General features: G+C 72.2%; 23 protein-coding genes. 12 read left to right on the top strand and 11 right to left on the bottom strand.

Annotated features, from left to right (window positions below; all coding sequences use genetic code 11):
• Positions 1-27: 27 nt before the first annotated feature.
• Positions 28-312: a hypothetical protein gene (locus LPW41_RS13650; protein ID WP_230705123.1), complete on the bottom strand. Its 285-nt coding sequence runs from the start codon at positions 310-312 to the stop codon at positions 28-30.
• A 189-nt stretch (positions 313-501) separates the two neighbouring features.
• Here LPW41_RS13650 and LPW41_RS17105 point away from each other — a divergent pair, with 189 nt between their 5' ends.
• Complete coding sequence (locus LPW41_RS17105; protein ID WP_308071719.1) at positions 502-1194, top strand: DUF4440 domain-containing protein; 693 nt, start codon at positions 502-504, stop codon at positions 1192-1194.
• Positions 1195-1196: 2 nt separating this feature from the next.
• Here LPW41_RS17105 and yiaA read toward each other — a convergent pair whose 3' ends face one another.
• Positions 1197-1664, bottom strand: a complete 468-nt coding sequence (gene yiaA / locus LPW41_RS13635; protein WP_230705122.1) for an inner membrane protein YiaA — start codon at positions 1662-1664, stop codon at positions 1197-1199.
• 138 nt (positions 1665-1802) lie between these two features.
• A complete protein-coding gene (locus LPW41_RS13630; protein ID WP_230705121.1) occupies positions 1803-2096 on the bottom strand; it encodes a hypothetical protein in 294 nt (97 codons plus the stop codon).
• 113 nt (positions 2097-2209) lie between these two features.
• Here LPW41_RS13630 and LPW41_RS13625 point away from each other — a divergent pair, with 113 nt between their 5' ends.
• Positions 2210-3502 (top strand): HNH endonuclease signature motif containing protein, encoded by a 1293-nt coding sequence (locus tag LPW41_RS13625; protein ID WP_230705120.1) that lies wholly within the window; start codon positions 2210-2212, stop codon positions 3500-3502.
• Positions 3503-3658: 156 nt separating this feature from the next.
• Positions 3659-4645 (top strand): NAD-dependent epimerase/dehydratase family protein, encoded by a 987-nt coding sequence (locus LPW41_RS13620; protein ID WP_230705119.1) that lies wholly within the window; start codon positions 3659-3661, stop codon positions 4643-4645.
• 13 nt (positions 4646-4658) lie between these two features.
• On the opposite strand, the gene LPW41_RS13615 is transcribed toward LPW41_RS13620, so the two are convergent.
• Positions 4659-5225, bottom strand: a complete 567-nt coding sequence (locus LPW41_RS13615; protein ID WP_144832829.1) for a ribonuclease H — start codon at positions 5223-5225, stop codon at positions 4659-4661.
• 213 nt (positions 5226-5438) lie between these two features.
• Between LPW41_RS13615 and LPW41_RS13610 the strand changes: the two genes are divergently transcribed.
• Entirely contained in the window at positions 5439-5975 is a 537-nt protein-coding gene (locus LPW41_RS13610) for a hypothetical protein (protein WP_144832827.1), read from the top strand.
• Between the two features lie 30 nt (positions 5976-6005).
• Here the strand turns inward: LPW41_RS13610 and gnd are convergent, their stop codons facing one another.
• From gnd to LPW41_RS13590, 4 genes are all read right to left on the bottom strand, one after another.
• Complete coding sequence (gene gnd / locus LPW41_RS13605) at positions 6006-7067, bottom strand: phosphogluconate dehydrogenase (NAD(+)-dependent, decarboxylating) (RefSeq protein WP_230705118.1); 1062 nt, start codon at positions 7065-7067, stop codon at positions 6006-6008.
• Positions 7068-7152: 85 nt separating this feature from the next.
• Positions 7153-7653, bottom strand: coding sequence for a bifunctional nuclease family protein (locus LPW41_RS13600; protein WP_230705117.1), 501 nt, complete (start codon positions 7651-7653; stop codon positions 7153-7155).
• Positions 7654-7687: 34 nt separating this feature from the next.
• The gene (locus LPW41_RS13595; protein WP_230705116.1) at positions 7688-8308 is read right to left on the bottom strand and encodes a response regulator transcription factor; all 621 of its coding nucleotides are present in this window, start codon (positions 8306-8308) and stop codon (positions 7688-7690) included.
• Complete coding sequence (locus LPW41_RS13590; RefSeq protein WP_230705115.1) at positions 8305-9468, bottom strand: sensor histidine kinase; 1164 nt, start codon at positions 9466-9468, stop codon at positions 8305-8307. The genes LPW41_RS13595 and LPW41_RS13590 overlap by 4 nt, the downstream gene beginning before the upstream one ends.
• A 146-nt stretch (positions 9469-9614) precedes the next feature.
• Here LPW41_RS13590 and LPW41_RS13585 point away from each other — a divergent pair, with 146 nt between their 5' ends.
• Together LPW41_RS13585 and LPW41_RS13580 are read left to right on the top strand one after the other, a co-directional pair.
• The gene (locus LPW41_RS13585) at positions 9615-10676 is read left to right on the top strand and encodes an ABC transporter permease (RefSeq protein WP_230705114.1); all 1062 of its coding nucleotides are present in this window, start codon (positions 9615-9617) and stop codon (positions 10674-10676) included.
• Positions 10673-11368: an ABC transporter ATP-binding protein gene (locus LPW41_RS13580; protein ID WP_154097381.1), complete on the top strand. Its 696-nt coding sequence runs from the start codon at positions 10673-10675 to the stop codon at positions 11366-11368. The genes LPW41_RS13585 and LPW41_RS13580 overlap by 4 nt, the downstream gene beginning before the upstream one ends.
• Here LPW41_RS13580 and LPW41_RS13575 read toward each other — a convergent pair.
• Positions 11349-11711, bottom strand: coding sequence for a hypothetical protein (locus LPW41_RS13575; protein WP_230705113.1), 363 nt, complete (start codon positions 11709-11711; stop codon positions 11349-11351). The two genes, LPW41_RS13580 and LPW41_RS13575, sit on opposite strands and share 20 nt — an antisense overlap.
• A gap of 230 nt (positions 11712-11941) precedes the next feature.
• Between LPW41_RS13575 and LPW41_RS13570 the strand changes: the two genes are divergently transcribed.
• Both LPW41_RS13570 and LPW41_RS13565 read left to right on the top strand, forming a co-directional pair.
• A complete protein-coding gene (locus LPW41_RS13570; RefSeq protein WP_144832815.1) occupies positions 11942-12223 on the top strand; it encodes a metal-sensitive transcriptional regulator in 282 nt (93 codons plus the stop codon).
• Between the two features lie 10 nt (positions 12224-12233).
• Positions 12234-12563 (top strand): heavy-metal-associated domain-containing protein, encoded by a 330-nt coding sequence (locus LPW41_RS13565; RefSeq protein WP_144832813.1) that lies wholly within the window; start codon positions 12234-12236, stop codon positions 12561-12563.
• A 21-nt stretch (positions 12564-12584) separates the two neighbouring features.
• Here LPW41_RS13565 and LPW41_RS13560 read toward each other — a convergent pair whose 3' ends face one another.
• Together LPW41_RS13560 and LPW41_RS13555 are read right to left on the bottom strand one after the other, a co-directional pair.
• The gene (locus tag LPW41_RS13560) at positions 12585-12923 is read right to left on the bottom strand and encodes a hypothetical protein (RefSeq protein ID WP_144832812.1); all 339 of its coding nucleotides are present in this window, start codon (positions 12921-12923) and stop codon (positions 12585-12587) included.
• Between the two features lie 98 nt (positions 12924-13021).
• Positions 13022-13567 (bottom strand): PadR family transcriptional regulator, encoded by a 546-nt coding sequence (locus LPW41_RS13555; RefSeq protein ID WP_230705112.1) that lies wholly within the window; start codon positions 13565-13567, stop codon positions 13022-13024.
• Between the two features lie 156 nt (positions 13568-13723).
• Between LPW41_RS13555 and LPW41_RS13550 the strand changes: the two genes are divergently transcribed.
• From LPW41_RS13550 to cydC, 4 genes are read left to right on the top strand one after another with little or no spacing between them, the layout of a single operon-like run.
• Positions 13724-15163 (top strand): cytochrome ubiquinol oxidase subunit I, encoded by a 1440-nt coding sequence (locus tag LPW41_RS13550; protein WP_230705111.1) that lies wholly within the window; start codon positions 13724-13726, stop codon positions 15161-15163.
• Positions 15164-15172: 9 nt separating this feature from the next.
• The gene (gene cydB, locus LPW41_RS13545; protein WP_154097376.1) at positions 15173-16204 is read left to right on the top strand and encodes a cytochrome d ubiquinol oxidase subunit II; all 1032 of its coding nucleotides are present in this window, start codon (positions 15173-15175) and stop codon (positions 16202-16204) included.
• 10 nt (positions 16205-16214) lie between these two features.
• Complete coding sequence (gene cydD / locus LPW41_RS13540; RefSeq protein WP_230705110.1) at positions 16215-18053, top strand: thiol reductant ABC exporter subunit CydD; 1839 nt, start codon at positions 16215-16217, stop codon at positions 18051-18053.
• Positions 18050-19735: a thiol reductant ABC exporter subunit CydC gene (cydC, locus tag LPW41_RS13535; protein ID WP_230705109.1), complete on the top strand. Its 1686-nt coding sequence runs from the start codon at positions 18050-18052 to the stop codon at positions 19733-19735. Before cydD ends, cydC begins: the two co-directional genes overlap by 4 nt.

Genomic DNA, 19735 nt, shown 5'->3' with positions numbered 1-19735 from the left:
GCGCCGATCAACGCGCCGCGGCGGGGATTACCGGTAGCCCGTCAGCCCGTGCGAACGCGCGATGGTCTGCGACACGAGGTACTCACCCCACGCCACGGCATACGCGCCGAGCGAGGCCCACACCCACCCCGAGGGCAGGGGGCCCGCGAGACCGAGCAGAGCCGCCACCGTGAGGGCGACCACGACGACGAGCACCGGCACCGTGGCGCGGGCACCGACCGTGGCCCCATCGCTCCGCCAGATGACGAGCAGCGCCCCGGCCGTGGCGACCAGCAGGATCACCGGCGTGAACCAGGGCCCCAGGGCGCCCATGGTGATCGCGGCGCCGATCCCGGCGATCGCGAGGGAGGCGGTGCGCAGGGCGCGGATCCTCGTCGAAGAGGGCGAAGCGGCGATGGGGGTCTCCTTCGGGTGCGCGCGAGTCGGTGACGCGACTCGGCGGTTCCAGGGTACCGACGCCGCGATACGACTCTGCTGGACGTTCCTGCCTACGGTGGGCTCGTGGGCATTTCCCTGACGCGCCTCGACGCGGCCGATCCCGACGACCGCTCTCCTTCGCGCGGGCCTGAAGTCACGCTCTCCGGCGAGCTGCGCTGCGCCGACGCGGCCGAGGCGGAACGCGTGCGCGCCCACCTCGACGAGCACGTCGCGCTGACTCGCGCCGAGCCCGGATGCCTGTCGTTCGAGGTCACTCCCACCGCTGACGAGCTGGTGTGGCGGGTGGCGGAGCGCTTCGTCGACGAGGCCGCATTCGACGCCCACCAGCGTCGGGTCGCCCCGAGCACCTGGGGGCGGGAGACCGCCGGGATCGAGCGGTCGTACGTGATCCGCGGGCGGGTTCGGGATGACGAGGCCCTCGTCGCCGCGGCCTGGGCAGCCGAGCAGCACCTGCTGGATCCGTCTGTGCGCTCCGACCCGCAGGAGGCGGGCCGACTGCTCGATCCCTCGTTCGTGGAGTTCGGTCAGTCCGGCCGCCGCTGGACGCGCGACGAGATCGTGGCCGCGCTGCAGAACGAGCCGGGCACCGACCCCGCCCCCTCGCTGAGCGAGAGGGAGCACCGAGTGCTCGGACCCGACACGGTGCTGCTGACGTACCTGCTGCGGTTCGAAGATCGCGTCAGCCGCCGGTCGTCCCTCTGGCGGTGCGACCCCGCACCGCGGTGCCTGTTCCACCAGGGGACGCCGGTCGGCTGAGCTCACCCCATCGTCGGGTAGGTCGTGTGCTCCTTCGGCGCGGGCTCGGGGTGCACGGAGCGGAATGCGGCGAGGTCGCGCACGTTCTTCTGCACGGCGACGACGGCGAACAGGCTCATCGCGAATCCGATGCCGTAGAAGCCCTTCTCCGACAGCAGCAGCTCGGCGTTCCACAAGCCGACGGCCATGACCGTGAGCGCGACGAGCAGCATGCTCCACGCGACGCCGAGGTATGCGCCGGTGACCGGGATCTCTTCCGCACGGTCGCGCACGGCCTTCTGCACCGAGATCGCGGCGAACAGCCCGAGCAGGAAGACCGAGAGGTAGAAGCCCTTCTCGGCCAGCGTCATGTGCGCGCTGTACAGGCCGATGAAATACACCGAGGCGCCGAGCCCGAGTGCCACCCAGGAGGCCCCCACGAAGGCTCCGGTCGGCCGACCGAGCACCTGCGGTGTGTGCGTGTCCGTCATCTTTCCCACCCCTTCGTCGATCCCCGTGCGGGGATATATGCCGTGGCGGAGAAGCTAGCGGAGGTCGTATGTCGAAAGTGAGATACGCGGCTCGGATGTGGACGATCTCCGGATGCCGAGGCCTGGGGAGAAGCCTCGTCAGGGGTGGCCGACGGGCTTCTGCCTGCCCGCGTCGCGGCCGTGCTCGCGCTCGAAAGCGACGATGGCACCTCGCGCCCTGACCAGCATGACGATGCTCGCGGTCAGCAGGACCGCCCAGAGGACGACAACGATCCACTGCCAGCCGACGGTGCCACCGGACTCGACGAGGGGCACGATCTGGAACATCAGATTGAGCGCCGATACCGCGATGGCGGCGATCGGGTAGGCCAGACCGCGCGAGAGGGTCATGCGTCGCTGGATGAGGGACGGGGCCTGCGGCTGGTCGGGCACGTCTCTTCCTATCGTGCTGATCGGTTCGCGCGGAAGCCCTTGCCGCTGTCTCGGGCCGTTGTCCCCGGCCGACGTCCCGGGCCGATGTCGGAGGTCGGCGGGAGCATGTTTACATGCACAGCCGCCCCGTCACCGACGACGCGGACGAGCTCGCGCTCGACCAGATCGTCGAGGCGTTGATGCGGGTCGACGCGTCGATCGCGAAGCTCGAGGCGGAGCGAGCGCGGCTGCTCGGCCGGGCGTTCGCCATCGCCGCGGCGCGGACCGCGCACTCGCCCGCGGCCGTGCAGGAGCGCGAGCTCGCGCTGCGGTCGGTGGCGGCCGAGATCGGCGCAGCACTCCGGTGGCACGACCGCACGGCGCAGCGCCGCCTGTCCGAGGCGGCGAGCCTGGTCGACGACTTCCCCGCCACGGTGGAGGCACTGGCCGAGGCGCGCATCACGGCGCGGCACACCGAGGTCGTCCGCGAGATCGGTGCGTGCCTCGTCGACGAGCCGAGCCGACGGCAGTACGAGCGTCGAGTGCTCGCACGGGCCGAACGCGACACCGTCGCCGGCACTCGCGCATTCGCCCGCGCCGTGGTCGACGAGCTGCAGCCCCGCTCGATCGACGAGCGCCACGACGAGGCCGTCCAGCGGCGCCGTGTGTGGATCGAAGACGACGTCGACGGCATGGCGCAGCTCGGGGTGATCGACAGTGCCGCGAAGATCCGGGCGATGTTCGACCGCCTCACGCGCCAGGCCCGCGCGGTGCGCCAGGTCGCGCACCTCGCGGGCGACGACGGTGGGGTCGACGACACGAGATCGATCGATGAGACCCGCGCCGACCTGCTGTGCGACCTCGTCCTGGGCGGCCGGCCCGTCGTCGATCCGACCCAGGCGCACCTCCCCGGGGGCCTCGGGGCGATCCGTGCCGAGGTCTCGGTCGTCATTCCGGTGCTCACCGCCGTCGGCGCGAGCGAGCGGGCGGCGATGCTCGACGGATGCACTCCCGTCGACGCCGACACGGCGCGCGAGCTCATGGCCGGGGCACCCGGGTGGGAACGCCTGCTCACCGATCCCGTGACCGGTGTCGCCCTCGCCGTCGACCGCTACCGGCCGACGCCCGCGATGCGTCGCTTCGTGCGCATCCGCGACGTGCACTGTCGATTCCCCGGATGCCGCCAGCCCGCCCGACGCTGCGAGATCGACCACAACCTGGACCACGCGAAGGGCGGCGCGACGCACCTTTGCAACCTCGCCTGCCTGTGCAAGCGCCATCACGTGCTCAAGACCGAGGCCGCGTGGACAGCCGAGCAGCAGCCCGACGGGAGCATCGTATGGACCAGCCCGTTGGGTCGTCGCACCACTGACCCGCCGGAGCGGCGAGTCGCCTTCGCGCCCGACCCCGACCCGCCGCCGTTCTGACGTGCGACGGCCCCTCCGGCGGGCCCGTTTCTGCCCGACTCAGCGGCCCCCTCACGCGGCGACGCATCCGCGCGAACACCCGCTCGCCAGCACCCTCGCCTCCGCCACCCGCGAACACCCTCGCGTCCGCCACGCGACGGTGGTTGGCTGGCCGGCATGCGACGCGTCCTCATCCTCGGCGGAACGGCGTGGCTGGGCCGTGCCATCGCCGCTCATGCCCTCGCGCACGGCGCCGAGGTCACGTGCCTCGCCCGCGGCGACTCCGGCGACCCCGCGCCGGGTGCGCGGCTCGTGCGCGCCGACCGCGACGACCCCCACGCTTACACCGACGTGCGGCACGACTGGGACGAGGTCGTCGAGCTCTCGTGGGACGCCGGGTTCGTGGCATCCGCCCTCGAGGCCCTGGCCGACCGCGCCGCGCACTGGACGCTCGTGTCGAGCGTCTCGGTGTACGCCCACTCCGACGTCCCCTTCGCCGACGAAAGCGCCGATCTCGTCGAGCCGCGGGATCTGACGGCGTATCCGGATGCCAAGGTGCACGCCGAACGGCTCACCGCGGCGCGACTGCCCGATCGGGCTCTGCTCGCCCGGGCCGGACTGATCGTCGGTCCGGGCGACCCGAGCGACCGCTACGGTTACTGGCCGGCTCGGTTCGCCCGCGGCGGCCGCGTCCTCGTGCCCGCGACCGCCGGTCGGCACGTGCAGGGCATCGACGTCGACGACCTCGCCGCGTGGATCGAGCTCGCCGGGCGCACGGGGGTGACGGGGCCGATCAACGCGGTCGGCGAAGAGCTGCCGCTCGCCGCGGTGCTCGCCGCCGCTCGCGACGCCGCCGGGGGCGACACCGCCCGGGGGCACGCCGATGCGCCGGTCAGCGAGAGCGTGCCGCTCGACGACGACACCCTCTCGGCGCGCGGGGTGCAGTACTGGGCCGGGCCGCGGTCGCTGCCGTTGTGGCTCCCCGCCGAGGCGCGGGGCTTCTCGCGGCGCAGCGACGCCGCCTTCGTGGCATCCGGGGGTCGTCGACGACCGCTCGCCGAGACGATGCGTCGCACGCTCGACGACGAACGCGCGCGCGGAATCGATCGCCCGAGACGCGCCGGACTGACCCCCGCAGAAGAGGCCGAGGTGCTCGCGGGCTAGCGCTGCGCGCGGGTCAGCGACCGTTGCGATCCGCTGCCGACCGCGGCGGGGCCGAGGCCACCTCGAGTCGGTCGAGGCCGCGCAACGACGTCCAGATCAGTTCTTCGCCCTTCGCGGCGTGCTGCGAGGCCCGCACCGCGCGCTCGTCGGCCCACGAGTTCAGCACGTGGCCGGAGTGTCCGCGCACGTGCTCGAGCACCACGTCGGGGAGCCCCGCGGCCCGACGGGCGTCGCGCGCGGCGATGAGCGCCTCGAGGATGCCCTGGTTGGCGACCGGCTTCTTCGCGCTCGTGACCCAGCCGCGGCGGCGGTGGCCGTCCATCCACTTCGAGTACGTGTCGATGGCGTACTTCGAGTCGGCCTGCACGACGAGTTCGCGCACGTCGGGGTGGTCGGTGATCGCGTGCAGGAGACCCAGCAGTTCGCCGATGTTGTTCGTGCCCTCGGGGATCGAGCCCGCGGCCCAGTGCCCGTCTTCGCCGACCCACGCCCAGCCCGCCGGCCCCGGATTGCCCTTGCAGGCGCCGTCGGTGGCGACGACGTAGCGGTCGGAGGGCGCGGTCGCGGAGGAACTGCTCATCCCTCTAGTCTCCCCTGCCCGAGGGAGCGCCTTCACCCGTGGGATCCGGCCCGCATGGTGAGCACCCCATCACACGCGTGCGAAACGGCGGGTGAACGCGAGAGGGGCTCGCCGGGACGACGGGCGACGGCGCGCTCTGTGCGCCGCGCGCCCGTGTGAATCTGGCGCGACCCGCTCTCGCGTCTTGCGCACCCCTCGAGAAAGCGTCCCGCCATGTCGACGTCGTCCCCCGCCCCGACCCGCGCCCGCCTCCACCCCGCCGCGGTCGTCGCGCTCGCGACGGGTGGGGTGATCATCCTCGGCGCCATCGCGTTCCTCGTGTGGCTGCTGACGGCAGGACAGACGACGCCCAACGCCGCCGCGACCGACAAGCTCGTGCAATGGCAGCAGGTCTTCGAGACCTACCGCGACGCGAACAGCGGCCTGCCCGACGTCGCCGCCGGCGGTTACTGCCTCGGCACCGGCTTCCCGGTCGGCGCGGGAGGCACCCCCAACTGCCGCGACTACGACGGCAACACCTTCTACACCGAAGAGGCCAGCGCCCCGCTGATGCAGGCGCTGGCGACGACCGGTCCCCTCCCCGAGGGGGTTTCGGCGCCCGTGCGCGGCACGGTCGGGCCCTACGCGATCGTCGACGACGCCGGCATCCACCTGCTCACCGCCGAAGACGGCACGTGCGAGGCCCCCGCCGTCGAGGTGTGGAACGACGGCGGGGGCCTCTTCATCTGTCAGATCCTGCTCGAGCGCTGACGCCGCCCCGACCCGCGCCGGGGCCGCTCGTCAGTCGCGACCGCTCTCGGCCTTCTTCTGGCCGGCTTCGAGCACGTCGCCCGCGGGCAGCTCCTGGTGGCCGCCGAACTGCAGACGCATCGCCGAGAGCACCTGGTTGGCGAAGTGGTCCTCACCGCGCGAGGCGAAACGCTCGAACAGCGACGCCGCCAGCACGGGCACGGGCACGCCGGTGTCGACGGCGGCCTTCACCGTCCATCGGCCCTCACCCGAGTCCGACACGCGACCGGCGAGGCCGTCGAGCGTGGGGTTCTGCGAGAGGGCGGCGGCGGTGAGGTCGAGCAGCCACGACGAGATGACCGACCCGCGGCGCCAGAGCTCCGTGACCCGCGCGGTGTCGATGTCGAACTGGTAGAACTCGGGCTCCTCCAGCGGGGCGACCTCGGCGGAGTGCTCGCCCTGGTGCAGGCCCGCGTCGGCGCTGTTGAGCACGTTCAGTCCCTCGGCGAGCGCGGCCATGATGCCGTACTCGATGCCGTTGTGCACCATCTTCACGAAGTGTCCCGAGCCCGACGGACCGCAGTGCAGGTAGCCGCGCTCCTCGGTCGAGTAGTCGCCGGTGCGGCCGGGTGTGCGCTCGACCTCGCCGGGGCCCGGGGCGATCGTGCGCAGCACCGGCTCGAGGTGGGCGACGGCTTCGTCGTGGCCGCCGACCATGAGGCAGTAGCCGCGCTCGAGACCGAAGACCCCGCCGCTGGTGCCGACGTCGACGTAGTGGATGCCGCTGTCGTCGAGCTTCTTCGCGCGGCGCACGTCGTCGCGGTAGTTGGAGTTGCCGCCGTCGATGATGATGTCGCCCGGCTCGAGCACCGCGGCCACCTCGTCGACGACGGTGCCGGTGAGGCCGGCGGGGATCATGAGCCAGATCGCGCGCGGCTTCTCGAGCTTCGAGGCCAGGTCGGCGATGCTGGTCGCTCCCGTGGCCCCTTCGGCCACGAGGGCCTGCACGGCGTCCTGGTTCACGTCGAACACGACGCAGTCGTGACCGTCTCTCATGAGCCTGCGGACGATGTTGGCGCCCATTCGTCCGAGTCCGACCATGGCGAGTTGCATTGGTACCCCGTTCGTCGTGGATCACGGCCGCCGCGAGCGGCCCCTCCGCGAGTCTAGGAGCGCCCGAGGGCCCCGGGCATCGGTGCTAGCCCTGGAAATCCTCGGGATCGACGTCGTCGAGGAAGCGACGGAACTCCTCGACCCGGTCCTCGTCGGCCGCGGCCTCGAGCTCGACCGCCTCGTCGGGAACCCCGGCCTCGGCGAAGACCGCCTCGGCCACGAGGATCACCGCATCGGCGCGGGCGGCAAGGGCGATGGCATCCGAGGGTCGCGCGTCGAAGGTGCGGGGGCCGACCGGGGTGTTCAGCACGACCCGCGCGTGGAACGTGCCCTCGTCGAGGTGCGTCACCTCGACCCGGTCGACCGAGGCCGACAGCTCGCCGAGCATCGCGGTCATCAGGTCGTGCGCGAGCGGCCGCGGCGACCCCGAGCCCTCGATCGCGACCAGGATCGACATCGCCTCCTGCGGACCGATCCACACCGGCAGGACGCGGTCGCCGTGGCTCTCGACGTCGACGGGCTTGAGCAGGATCACGTGCTGCTGGGCGGGATCGAGCGCCACCCCGACCACGCGCACCCGGATCATGGGGCCCATCGTACGGGCACGCGGTGGTCGGTCGTCAGCGCAGGATGCCGAGCGATCGGGCCGCCGACACCGCCGCGGTGCGGGAGGTCACGCCGAGCTTGGAGAAGACGTGCGCGAGGTGCGACTTCACCGTGGCGTCGGTGATGTGCAGGCGCCGCGCGACGTCGGCGTTCGACGCCCCGCGCGACACGAGGCGCAGCACCTCGATCTCGCGGACCGACAGCGTCACCCGCGGTTCGCGCAGGCGCGCGAGCAGGCGCCCCGCGATGGCCGGGGCCAGGGCGCTCTGCCCGGCAGCGGCGGCGCGCACGCCGGCGAGCAGCTCGTGCGGCGGCGCGTCTTTGAGCAGGTATCCGCTGGCGCCCGCCTCGACCGCGCCCAGGATGTCGCCGTCGGTGTCGTAGTTGGTCAGCACCAGCACGTAGGGCGGGGCGGCGAGCGCACGCACGCGGCGGGTGGCGTCGGCTCCCGCGGCCCGGTCGCCGAACTGCAGGTCCATCAACACGAGTTCCGGGGCGAGGTCGGCGGCGAGCGCGACCGCCTCGTCGGGGGTCGAGGCCTCGCCCACCACGGCGATGTCGGGCTCGGCGTCGAGCAGGGCCCGGACCCCGGCGCGCACGACGGGGTGATCGTCGGCGATGACGACGTGGATCACGACGCCCCCACCGGCAGGGTCACGGTGAGAGTCGTGCCAGCGCGAGGGGCGCTGTCGACCTGGATGCGCCCGTCGAGCTGGTCGACCCGCTCGCGCATGGCGCGCAGCCCGAAGGAATCGGTGGCTGATGCCGTGGACTCCGCCCGCTCGATATCGAACCCCATGCCGTCGTCGGTCACGGTCAGCCGTACGCCCTCTTCGACGGACGCCAGCAGGATGCCGACGCGGTGGGCCCGCGCGTGCTGTCCGACGTTCGCGAGCGCCCCCTGCGCGATGCGCAGCAGAGCGGTCTGCGCGTCCATCGGCAGCGACACCTCCGCATCGAGGTCGAGGTCGACCTCCACGCCCTCTCGGCTCCCCCACCCGGCGGCGAGGCGTTCGAGCGCCGACGCGAGCCCGCGATCGAGGCTCGGGGGCGCCAGCTCCCGGATGAACCGACGGGTCTCGGCCAGGCCGTCGGCCGCGGTCTGGCGCGCGAGGCGCACGTGGGCGATGCCGGGGCCCGTGGCATCCGCCCGCTCCGCCGCGTGCAGCAGCATCTGGATGCTCGACAGCCCCTGCGCGACGGTGTCGTGCAGTTCGCGGGCGAGGCGCGAACGCTCGGCGAGGGTGCCCTGCTCGCGTTCGGCGGCGGCGAGGCGGTCGCGGGTGGCCAACAGCTCGGCCATCAGGGCCTCGCGCTCGGCCGCCCGCTTCTCGAGCGCCGAGTAGCCCAGTCCGATCAGCAGGGCCACCCCGGCGCCCACGATCGGTCCCACGACGCCCCCGACGCTCAGACCGCCGTGCACCGCGAACGCCACGATGGTCAGCGCCGTGGTCAGCACCACGGCGATCGGTCCCACCCCTCGCGGCAACAGGTGCAGGTACAGGAAGAACAGCGGGAAGACGAGATAGGCCGCCTCGGGCACCAGCCACACCAGCGCCGCCCACACGAGCGTCAGCGCCACGATCCACACGATGCCCCACGCGCGGCGTCGCGTCCGGGCGACGACGAGGCCCGAGAGATAGACGAGGCCGAGGACACCGGCGAGCACCAGCGCCACGAGGGAGCCGTTCGTCACGAGCACGCGCACCACGACCAGCGCGAGCAGCCCGCAGAACAGAACGTGCAGGCCGACGCGCAGGCCCGCGAAGACGGGGGCGAGGGTGCGGTGCGGCATGTCGGTGTCCAGGCTACGGAAGCCGCGCCCCCGACGGATCATCCGAAAGGTGGAGAGCGGGTTCGCCCGTTGCCCCGATGACGCGGACGCGTCCGCTGACCACGCTGGAGGGGTACCGGTGAGATCCGCCGGCGGAAGGAGGCGACGTGTACGTCGCATGGCGCGATCTGCGGTTCGCCCGCGGGCGGTTCGCCCTCATCGGGGCGGTCGTCGCCCTCATCACCCTCTTGGTCGGCTTTCTCTCCGGCCTGACCGGCGGTCTCGCCGCGCAGAACGTCTCGGCGGTGCTCGCCCTGCCCGGCGACCGGCTCGTACTGCAGCCCACCGCCGACGCCGCGGCCACGTTCGCCGAGTCGGCGATCGACGACTCCACCGTCGCCGCGTGGCGGGCGGCACCGGGCGTTGAGAGCGTCACCGCGGTCGGCATCTCGCAGGCGCGAGCGGAGGGCCCCGGCGGCTCGGCGGGAGTCGCCCTGTTCGGGCTCGACTCCCCCGCGTTCGGCGTGAGCGCGGCGGGCGACGACGAGGTGGGCCTGTCCTCTGCCGCGGCAACGGCCCTCGGAGCCGGGGTCGGCGACACCGTCACCCTCGCCGGAGCCGCCTTCCGCGTGTCGTCGATCGGCGCCGACCTGTCGTACAGCCACACGCCGGTACTCGCCCTGACTCCCGGGGCGTTGCGCGCCCTCGACGAGCGGCTCGGCGGCACGGGCGCGGCGACCGTGCTGGCCGTCACCGGCACTCCCGCGTGGGATGAGGTCGCCGCCGAGACCGGCACCACGGCATCCGCCCCGTTCTCGAGCCTCACGGCGCTGCCTACGTTCCGCTCCGAGATCGGCTCGCTCGCGCTCATGATCGCGATGCTGTTCGGCGTCTCGGCACTGGTGGTGGGGGCGTTCTTCACCGTGTGGAGCATGCAGCGCGCCGGCGACGTCGCCGTGCTGAAGGCGCTCGGTGCCAGCACCCCGGCCCTCGTGCGCGACGCCCTGGGGCAGGCCCTGGTCGTGCTGGTGCTCGGCGTCGGCGTCGGGATCGGCTTGACCGCCCTGCTCGGAGCGCTGGCCGGGGGCGCGTTGCCGTTCGTGCTGAACCCCCTGACCACCCTCGCGCCCGCCGCCATCATGATCGCGCTCGGCCTCGCCGGCGCGGCCGTGTCGCTGCGCACCGTCACCTCGTCCGACCCTCTCACTGCTCTGGGGAGCACCCGATGATCCTGCTCGACGACGTCACCCTCACCTACCCCGACGGCGACGCCCGCGTCACCGCGGTCGACCGCGTCACCCTCGAGGGGCGGTCCGGGGTGCTCACCGGCATCACCGGCCCGTCGGGCTCGGGCAAATCGAGCCTGCTCGCGCTGGCGGCGACCCTCGTGCGGCCCGACTCCGGCCGCGTGATGATCGCGGGAACGGATGCCACGCGCCTAAGTCGCTCGCAGGCCACGACGCTGCGCCGCGAGAGCATCGGCATCGTGTTCCAGCAGCCGCAGTTGCTCCCCGCCCTCACCGCGCGGGAGCAGCTGCGGGTGATGGCAGAGCTCGGCGGCTCCGGTCGGCGCGAGCGTCGCGCCCTCGTCCGCGGTCGCGTCGACGAGCTGCTGGATGCCGTGGGGCTCGCCGCCGTCGCCGATCGCCGCCCGGCGCAGCTATCGGGCGGGCAACGTCAACGCGTGGCGATCGCCCGTGCCCTCGTGCACGAGCCCTCGGTGCTGCTGGTCGACGAACCCACCAGCGCCCTCGACACCGCACGCGGAGCCGAGATCATGGGCCTGCTTGCGCGGCTGACGCACGAGCGGCAGACGGCCACCCTGCTCGTCACGCACGACCTCGTGCACCGCGAGGCGCTCGACGAGACCGTGGAGGTGGTCGACGGGCGCGCGGCGCTGGTCACCACCCGAACGCGTTGAACCAGTCGCGTCGGTGATCCGCTTCGGCGCGCGACTCGTCGCCTCGCCACGAGTCGTGCGCCGACAGCGTGCCCTCAGCGGTCAGTTCGACGAACGCCCAGCAGACGGGGCAGACAGCCCGACCGTCGGGGAAGCCGTCGTCGAGTGTCGGCGCGGGTTCAGCCTCGGTCCCCGCTCCGCTACACGCGGGCGGGTCGGCCTGGAGGTCGTTCCACAGCAGGCGTCCGCCTTTGCGGTGGTGCAGCCCGCGGTGGCCATTCTCACGGGTGCAGATCTCGCCGTTTCTTCGACTGAGGCAGAGTCTCCGGGCGGCGCCCGGGAGTGCCGCCAGCGTTCTCGTCATCCTCCGATTGTCTCCGCTGCGAGCGCAGCGGGGGCATCGCCGGGATGCGAACGGGGCGATGGGGGCCGGTGGGGAAGGGCTCGGTGGTCATCGCAGACCACCACCGGTACGACGAGCGAACATGTCGACCTCCTGATGATTCGACGATCCGTCAGGAGACGCCTCCGGCCGAGGGGGTTGACAGGACGGGAGACGGTGCTAGTCATACCCCTCGGGGGTATGCTGGGACCATGCACGGATACGAGGGCCACAAGGACGACCTGCTCAAGCGCCTCCGCCGCGCCGAGGGCCAGGTGCGCGGCATCGCCCGCATGGTCGACGACGACAAGTACTGCATCGACATCCTCACCCAGGTGTCGGCCGTGACCAAGGCCCTCGAGAACGTCGCCCTCTCACTGCTCGACGACCACCTCTCGCACTGCGTCGCCGAGGCGGCCGCTCAGGGCGGACCCGTCGCCGAAGAGAAGCTCAAAGAAGCCAACCAGGCGATCGCCCGCCTGGTTCGATCGTAAGGAGTCCCCCATGACAGAGCAGCGCATCGAACTCGGCCTGAGCGCCTCCACCCCGACCTCGGGCGGCTGCGGCGACGCGTGCGGCTGCGGCCATGGCGCCGCGGCATCCGCACCCTCTTCCCGACCCGCGACCGACGAACTCCGCGTCGAGGGCATGACCTGCGACCACTGCGTGCGCGCGGTGACCGAGGAGCTCAGCGCCCTCGACGGCGTCGAGGTCCTCGACGTCGAGCTGCACGTCGGAGGCGCCTCGATCGTGCGCATCGCCTCCACCGGTGCGGCCGACGAGACCGCCCTCGCGGGTGCGATCGACGAGGCGGGCTACACGCTCGCCCGGTGAGACCGGCTCGGCGAACCGCGGTCAGGCGCCGCGGCGCACGAGCACGTCGACGGCCGCGTGGAACGTGAGGTGTTGCGACACCTCCACCGCGCGGTCGTAGCGCGTACCGCCGAGGGCGACGAAGACCGCCCCGACCACTTCGACGTATCCGACGATGTATCCGCCGCGGGCGACCTCGTACAGATCGAGGTCGATGCGCGTCCACGGGATCTCGGTGATCGTCTCGAGCGCGGACGACGCGACCGGCGACGGGGAGATCACGGTCGGGGTCGTCGGCGCGGAGAGAGCGGCGAGCTTCGCGGCGGCGCGAGCGGCGGCTTTCAGAGAACCCGAGCGACTGAGCGGTGCTTCCATGACCATGTGAGAACTCCTTGGGTCGTTCGGGTTCTCTCACAGTGCGCCGCAGACCCCCGGCCCGCGCCGGGGTTGACGGATCCGACGATCAGCGTTACCCGCGATCAGACCGCGGAACGGGCCGGTCGACCGCGCCGCGGACGCTCCTCCGACAGCCCGAACGGCTCGGCTCCGACCGTGAGCTGCTCCACCTCGTCGAGCCAGCGCAGGTCGGCCTCGAGCCGCGCCCGCCGCGCCGCGCGCACGATGGCCGCCGGCGCGGCATCCGCCCCCTCCTCGTCGACCCGCGCGAGCGCCTCGCGCACGGCCGCGCGCTGAGCCGACAGGATGCCGTCGACGTCGGCGCCCGGCAGAGTGACGGCGAGGGCGATCTTCAGCGCCACCTCGTCGCGCCCCTCGGCCAGCGACGCACCGGCGAGCCAGGACCGCGCGTCGTCGCGACCGGCGGCGGTGGGCTGCCAGAGCACGTGGGCCTCGTCGTCGACGCCGATGCTCTCGATCAGCCCGTCGCGCTCGAGGCGCTCGAGCGTGGTGTACACCTGGCCGACGTTCACGCGGACCCCCGTGCGCCGCTCGTACTCGGCCCGCAGCTGCGAGCCGTAGCAGGCGCCGCGATCGAGGATCGCGAGCAGGCTCTGACGCACCGACATGCGGCCTCCGGACGGGTTCGGGAAAAGACTTGCTCGGTAAGCCCCAATCTAGACCGGCGGAGGTGGTTCGACGCCGAATCATCGCCCTTCGGCGCTCCGACGGCGCGGCGTAGCATGTGGTCTGACCACATAATCCGGTTCGATCGGAGGCTCCTGATGGAGTGGCTCGACCCCCTCGCCCTCGCCCGCTGGCAGTTCGGGTTGACGACGCTGTACCACTTCCTCTTCGTGCCCCTGACGCTGGGGATGTCGCTCATCGTGGCGATCTTCCAGACCGTCTGGTACCGCACGGGAGACGTGCGGTGGCTGCACATCACGCGCTTCTTCGGGAAGATCTTCCTGATCAACTTCGCGATGGGCGTGGTCACCGGCATCGTGCAGGAGTTCCAGTTCGGCATGAACTGGTCGGCCTACTCCCGCTTCGTCGGCGACGTCTTCGGCGCCCCGCTCGCCTTCGAGGGCCTGCTCGCCTTCTTCCTCGAGGCGACCTTCATCGGCCTGTGGATCTTCGGGTGGGACAAGCTCCCCCGCCTCGCGCACCTCGCGAGCATCTGGATGGCCGGTATCGGCGCCACCCTCTCGGCGTACTTCATCATCGCCGCGAACGCGTTCATGCAGAACCCGGTGGGTTATCAGATGTCGGCCGACGGCCACCGCGCCGAGCTCGTCGACTTCTGGGCGATGCTCACCAACCCCGTGGCCCTCGCCGCCTTCCCGCACACGATCTTCGCCGGCTGGATGTTCGCGGCCATGGTCGTCGTCGCCGTCTCGGCCTGGCACATGGCGCGCGGACGCAACACCGACATGATGCGCAAGACGCTGCGCTTCGGACTGTGGGGCACGCTCGTGTCGTTCGTGCTCGTCGCGATCGTCGGCGACCAGCTGAGCCTGGTGATGGTCGCGACCCAACCCATGAAGATGGCGGCGGCCGAAGCGACCTTCAACACCGTCTGCGGGCAGGACGCCTCGTTCTCGATCTTCACGCTCGGCACCCCCGACGGAACCAGCGAGCTGTTCAGCATCCGCGTGCCGTTCCTGCTCAGCATCCTGTCGACGCACTCGCTCGACGGCTGCGTCGAGGGCATCAACGACCTCAACACCCTCTACAGCCAGCAGATGTTCCCGCAGTTCGCCGACCAGGTCGACGGCAACTTCGCCCCCGTGCTGTGGGTCACCTACTGGGCGTTCCGCTGGATGATCGCCCTCGGCGGCATCGCGGCGCTCGTCAGCGTCGTGGGCCTGTGGGTCACCCGCAAGAACGCCAAGCGCCCCGTCGCCGGCTGGATGTGGCGCATCGCGATCTGGGCCGCTCCCCTGCCCATGCTCGCGAGCCTCGTCGGATGGGTGTTCACCGAGATGGGCCGTCAGCCCTGGATCGTGTTCGGCCTCATGCTCACGCAGGACGGCGTCTCGCCGAGCGTGCCGGGCTGGAGCGTGCTGATCTCGCTCGTCTCCTTCACCCTCGTCTACCTCACCCTCGCGATCGTCGAGTTCGGTCTCATCGTCAAGTTCGCGCAGAAGGGCCCCGAGCCCTTGCCCGATCCGGATGCCGTGCACGACGACTCCATCGAGAACACCCCCACCACGGTCTACTAGGAGCAGGAAATGGATCTCGCGCAGCTCTGGTTCTGGATCGTCGCCTTCCTCTTCGTCGGCTACTTCGTGCTCGACGGGTTCGACTTCGGCGTCGGCATGTCGCTCCCCTTCCTCGGCAAGGACGACATCGCCCGTCGGCAGATCATCAACACCATCGGTCCCGTGTGGGACCTCAACGAGACGTGGGTCATCGTGGCCGGCGCCGCGCTGTTCGCGTCGTTCCCCGAGTGGTACGCGACGCTGTTCAGCGGGTTCTACCTGCCGCTGCTGGCAATCCTGCTGGCTCTGATCGCCCGCGGCGTCTCCTTCGAATACCGCCACCAGCGCGATTCGCTCAAATGGAAGCGCTCGTTCGACCGCATGATCGTCATCGGCTCGGCCGTGCCCGCATTCCTCTGGGGAGTCGCGTTCGCGAACATCGTGCAGGGCGTGCCGCTGGATGCCGACCACGAGTACGCCGGCACCGTGCTGACGCTGCTCAACCCGTACGGCATCCTGGGCGGTCTCACCACCCTGAGCCTGTTCTTCCTGCACGGCGTCTACTTCGTGGCCCTCAAGACCGACGGGCAGGTTCGCGCCGACGCACGGGCGCTCGCGAAGAAGGCGGGCCTGCTGACGATCGCGCTGGCCGCACTCTTCCTGGTCTGGACGATCATCGACGCCGCGAACGCCGAGGCGCCCCTGCTGCTCGGTGTCGTCGCCCTCGCCGGGGTCGCCGCCCTCACCCTCATCGGGTCGTGGGTCGCGAACCTGCGCGATCGGGAGGGAACCGCCTTCACCCTCGGGGCCGTCACGATCGTCGCCGCCGTCGCCGCGCTCTTCTTCGCGCTGTTCCCCAACGTCATGCCCTCGACCCTCGCGGGGGGCGCGAGCCTGACGATCGACAACGCGTCGAGCACCGACTACACGCTCACGATCATGAGCTGGGCGGCACTGATTTTCCTGCCGCTGATCCTGGCCTACCAGGGGTGGACCTACTGGGTGTTCCGCAAGCGCGTGACCCGCGCCCGCATCGAGAAGGCCGCGCTCGTCGCGCACTGAGACCCCCGCCATGAAACCCGTCGACCCCCGCCTGCTGCGGTACGCGACCGCGTCGCGGAGCTTCTTCGCCGTGACCGCGGCGATCGTGCTCGCGCAGGCGGGGGTCATCGTGGGCTTCGCCTGGGCGCTCACGAGCGCGCTCGTCGGGGTGATCGAGGGGCGCACGCTGAGCGAGGTGTGGGGTTTCGTGGGAATGGCGGCCGCACTCGTGGTGCTGCGCGGAGCGCTGATCGCCGCCTCCGAGCGGGTGTCGGCCCGCGGCGCCGCGGCAGCCTCGCTGCAGCTGCGCGACGCCCTCGTCTCGGCCGTGACGCGCCTCGGCCCGCGGTGGCTCGGCGCCCGCAATGCCGCCGGCCTCGCCGTGACCGCGGGGCACGGTCTAGAGGCGCTGGACGCGTACTTCGGCCGCTACCTGCCGCAGCTGGTGGCCACCGCGATCACCATGCCGATCCTCATCGGCACCATGACCCTCGCCGACCCGCTGTCGGGGCTCATCGTCGTGCTGACGATCCCCCTCATCCCGGTGTTCATGGTGCTCATCGGCCTCGCCACCCGCGGCGTGCAGCAGAGGCAGTACCGCACGCTCGGCCGCCTCGCCGCGCGCTTCGCCGACACCGTCGAGGGGCTCGGCACGCTGAAGGCCTTCGGACGCCAGCACCGCGCGGCCGACTCCATCGAGACCATCACGCGCGACTACAAGCGCGAGACGATGACGGTGCTGCGCGTGTCGTTCCTGTCGGGGTTCGCGCTGGAGTTCCTGGCCTCGATCTCGGTCGCGATCGTCGCGGTGACCATCGGCTTCCGCCTGCTCGCCGGCGATCTCTCGCTGCTCGTGGGGCTGTTCGTGCTGCTGCTGGCCCCCGAGGCCTACCTGCCGCTGCGTCAGGTGGGCGTGCAGTTCCACGCAGCCTCCGAGGGAGTCGCCGCGACCGAGGAGATCTTCGACGCCCTCGACGCCGCGCGCTCCGCGCGGGAAGGACAGACTCCGGATGCCGCGCCCTCGACGCTCGGATCGACGGTGGCCCTCGACGGCGTGCGGGTGCATCGCGAGGGCCATGCCCTGCCGACGGTCTCGCTCTCGGTGGGTCCGGGCGAAGTGGTGCTGATCGCGGGACCGAGCGGCGTGGGCAAGTCGTCGCTGATCGCCGCTCTGCTCGGCTACGCGGAGCACGACGGCCGGGTGCTCGTCGACGGGGTCGCCGTGCCGCACGCCCGCGCCGTCGTCGCCTGGGCGGGCCAGCGTCCAGGACTCGTGTCGGGCACCGTCGCCGAGAACGTCGCGCTCGGCTCCCCCGCCGATCCCGCCGAGATCGCTGCCGCCCTGGCCGACGCGGGGGCGGCCGACATCGCTCCCGGTACGCCGCTCGGCGCGGGCGGCGCGGGTCTGTCGGGCGGCGAGGCGCAGCGCGTCGCCGTCGCACGCGCCCTGTACCGCAGCCGGGTCGTCGGAGCAGCGGTGCTCGTGCTCGACGAGCCCTCGAGCGCTCTGGATGCCGACACCGAGGCGCACCTGTGGGCCACGCTGCGCCGCGAAGCCGATGCCGGCCGGGGCGTGCTCCTGGTCTCGCACCGCCGGTCCGCCCGCGCGATCGCGGATCGGGTGATCGAGCTCTCGCCCCCGCGCGACGCAGCCCGACAGGTCCCTGAGCCGCCCCCCGAGGTCCCTGAGCCTGTCGAAGGGACCGGAAACCCGCGCCCTGAGCCGCCCCCCGAGGTCCCTGAGCCGCCCCCCGAGGTCCCTGAGCCGCCCCCCGAGGTCCCTGAGCCGCCCCCCGAGGTCCCTGAGCCTGTCGAAGGGACCGGGACCGTCCACAAACTCACCTCGCTCCATCCGGAGGTGCGCTCATGAACGACCGCGTCCGCGGCATCCTGCGCTCGGCCCTGCCGACCCCGCGCCGCCTCGCACCCGCCCTCCTGTCGGGCTTCGGTTCGGCGGCGAGCGCCGTCGCGCTGATCGCGGCGAGCGCGTGGCTCATCACGCGGGCGGCCGAGCAGCCCCTCGTGATGTACCTCTCGGTCGCCGTCGTCGGGGTGCGCGCGTTCGCGCTGTCGCGCGGGGTGTTCCGCTATCTCGAGCGCCTCACCGGTCACGACGCGGCGCTGCACCAGCTCGCCGGGGTCCGCGCCGACCTCGTGCGCGATCTCGTGGCCCTCGCCCCCGACGGACTCGCCCGCTCGCGCCGCGGCGGTCTGCTTTCGAGCGTGGTCGACGATGTCGAAGAACTGCAGAACCTTCCCCTGCGCGTGGTGCTGCCGCTGGTGACCGCGGGAGTCACGGCCCTCGCCGCCGTCGTCTTCACCGCGTTCGTGTCGTGGCCGGCCGCTCTCGTGCTGCTGCTGTGCCTCGCGCTGGCCTTCGCGGTCGCCGTCGCCGTGGGCTGGGCCGCCGGAGCCCGGGCGGAACGCTCGATCGCCCCCTTGCGCGCCGCCGTCGCCGACGCGGTGCACGACCTGCTCGCGAACCTCGACGTGCTCACGGCCTACGAGGCTCTCGATTCCGCGCGCGAGCGCGTCCGGCACGCCGATGCGGCGCTACGCCGGGCGATCGTGCGGCGCGGCGGCGCGCAGGGCCTCACCGCGGGGGCGGTGTCGGTGCTGGCGGGTGTCGCCTCGCTCCTCGTTCTGATCGTCGCGGCGTCGGGGGTCACCGCCGGCACGCTCTCCGGCCCCGGCCTGGCGGTCGTCGTGCTGCTGCCGATGGCCGTGTTCGACGTGTTCGGCCCGGTGCCCCTCGCCCTCGCGTCGTGGCGGCAGGTGCGCGCCGCGGTCGAACGCCTCGCCGAGGCCGTGCCCGACACCGTTCCCGCGGGCCTGCCGCGCGACGAGTCGACCCCGACCGGCGTGGCCCCGGCGCTCGGCGCGGGCCTCGAGCTGCACGGCATCCGCGCGCACTGGCCCGCAAGGGCCGAGACCGACGGCGACGCCGGCCGGCTCACCGACGTCTCGCTGCGCGTGGCACCCGGCGAGACCGTGCTCGTGACGGGTCCCAGCGGCGCGGGCAAGACGACCCTCGCGCACGTGCTCGCGCGCTTCCTCGATTACGAGGGGTCGTTCCGCCTCGGCGGCGTCGAGGCGCGGGAGCTGTCGGGCGACGACCTGCGACAGACGATCGGCCTGATCGACCAGGCGCCGTACCTGTTCGACGAGTCGGTCCGCCAGAACCTCCTGTTCGCGCGCGACACCGCGACCGACGACGATCTGTGGGATGTGCTCGCCCGGGTCGGTCTGGCCGAGTGGGCTCGCGAGCGCGGCGGTCTCGACGCCCGCGTGGGCGACCGCGGCGGTCTCGTCTCCGGCGGGCAGGCGCAGCGCCTCGCCCTCGCCCGTGCGCTGCTGCGCGACTTCCCGGTGCTCGTGCTCGACGAGCCGACCGCGGGCGTCGACCCCGCGGCATCCGATGCCCTTCTTCTCGATCTGCTCGGTGCGGTCGGGCGCGAACGCGCCGTGGTGCTGGTCTCGCACGTCGAGGTGCCCGAGGGCCTGGTCGACCGCGAGGTGCGGCTCGAGGGCGGGCGGGTCGTCGGCGTCTGA

This window comes from Microbacterium sp. JC 701 (assembly GCF_021026215.1).
Lineage (GTDB): Bacteria > Actinomycetota > Actinomycetes > Actinomycetales > Microbacteriaceae > Microbacterium > Microbacterium algihabitans.
Note: the sequence above shows the minus strand (reverse complement) of the source record. Positions and strands in the feature narration are given on the sequence as shown.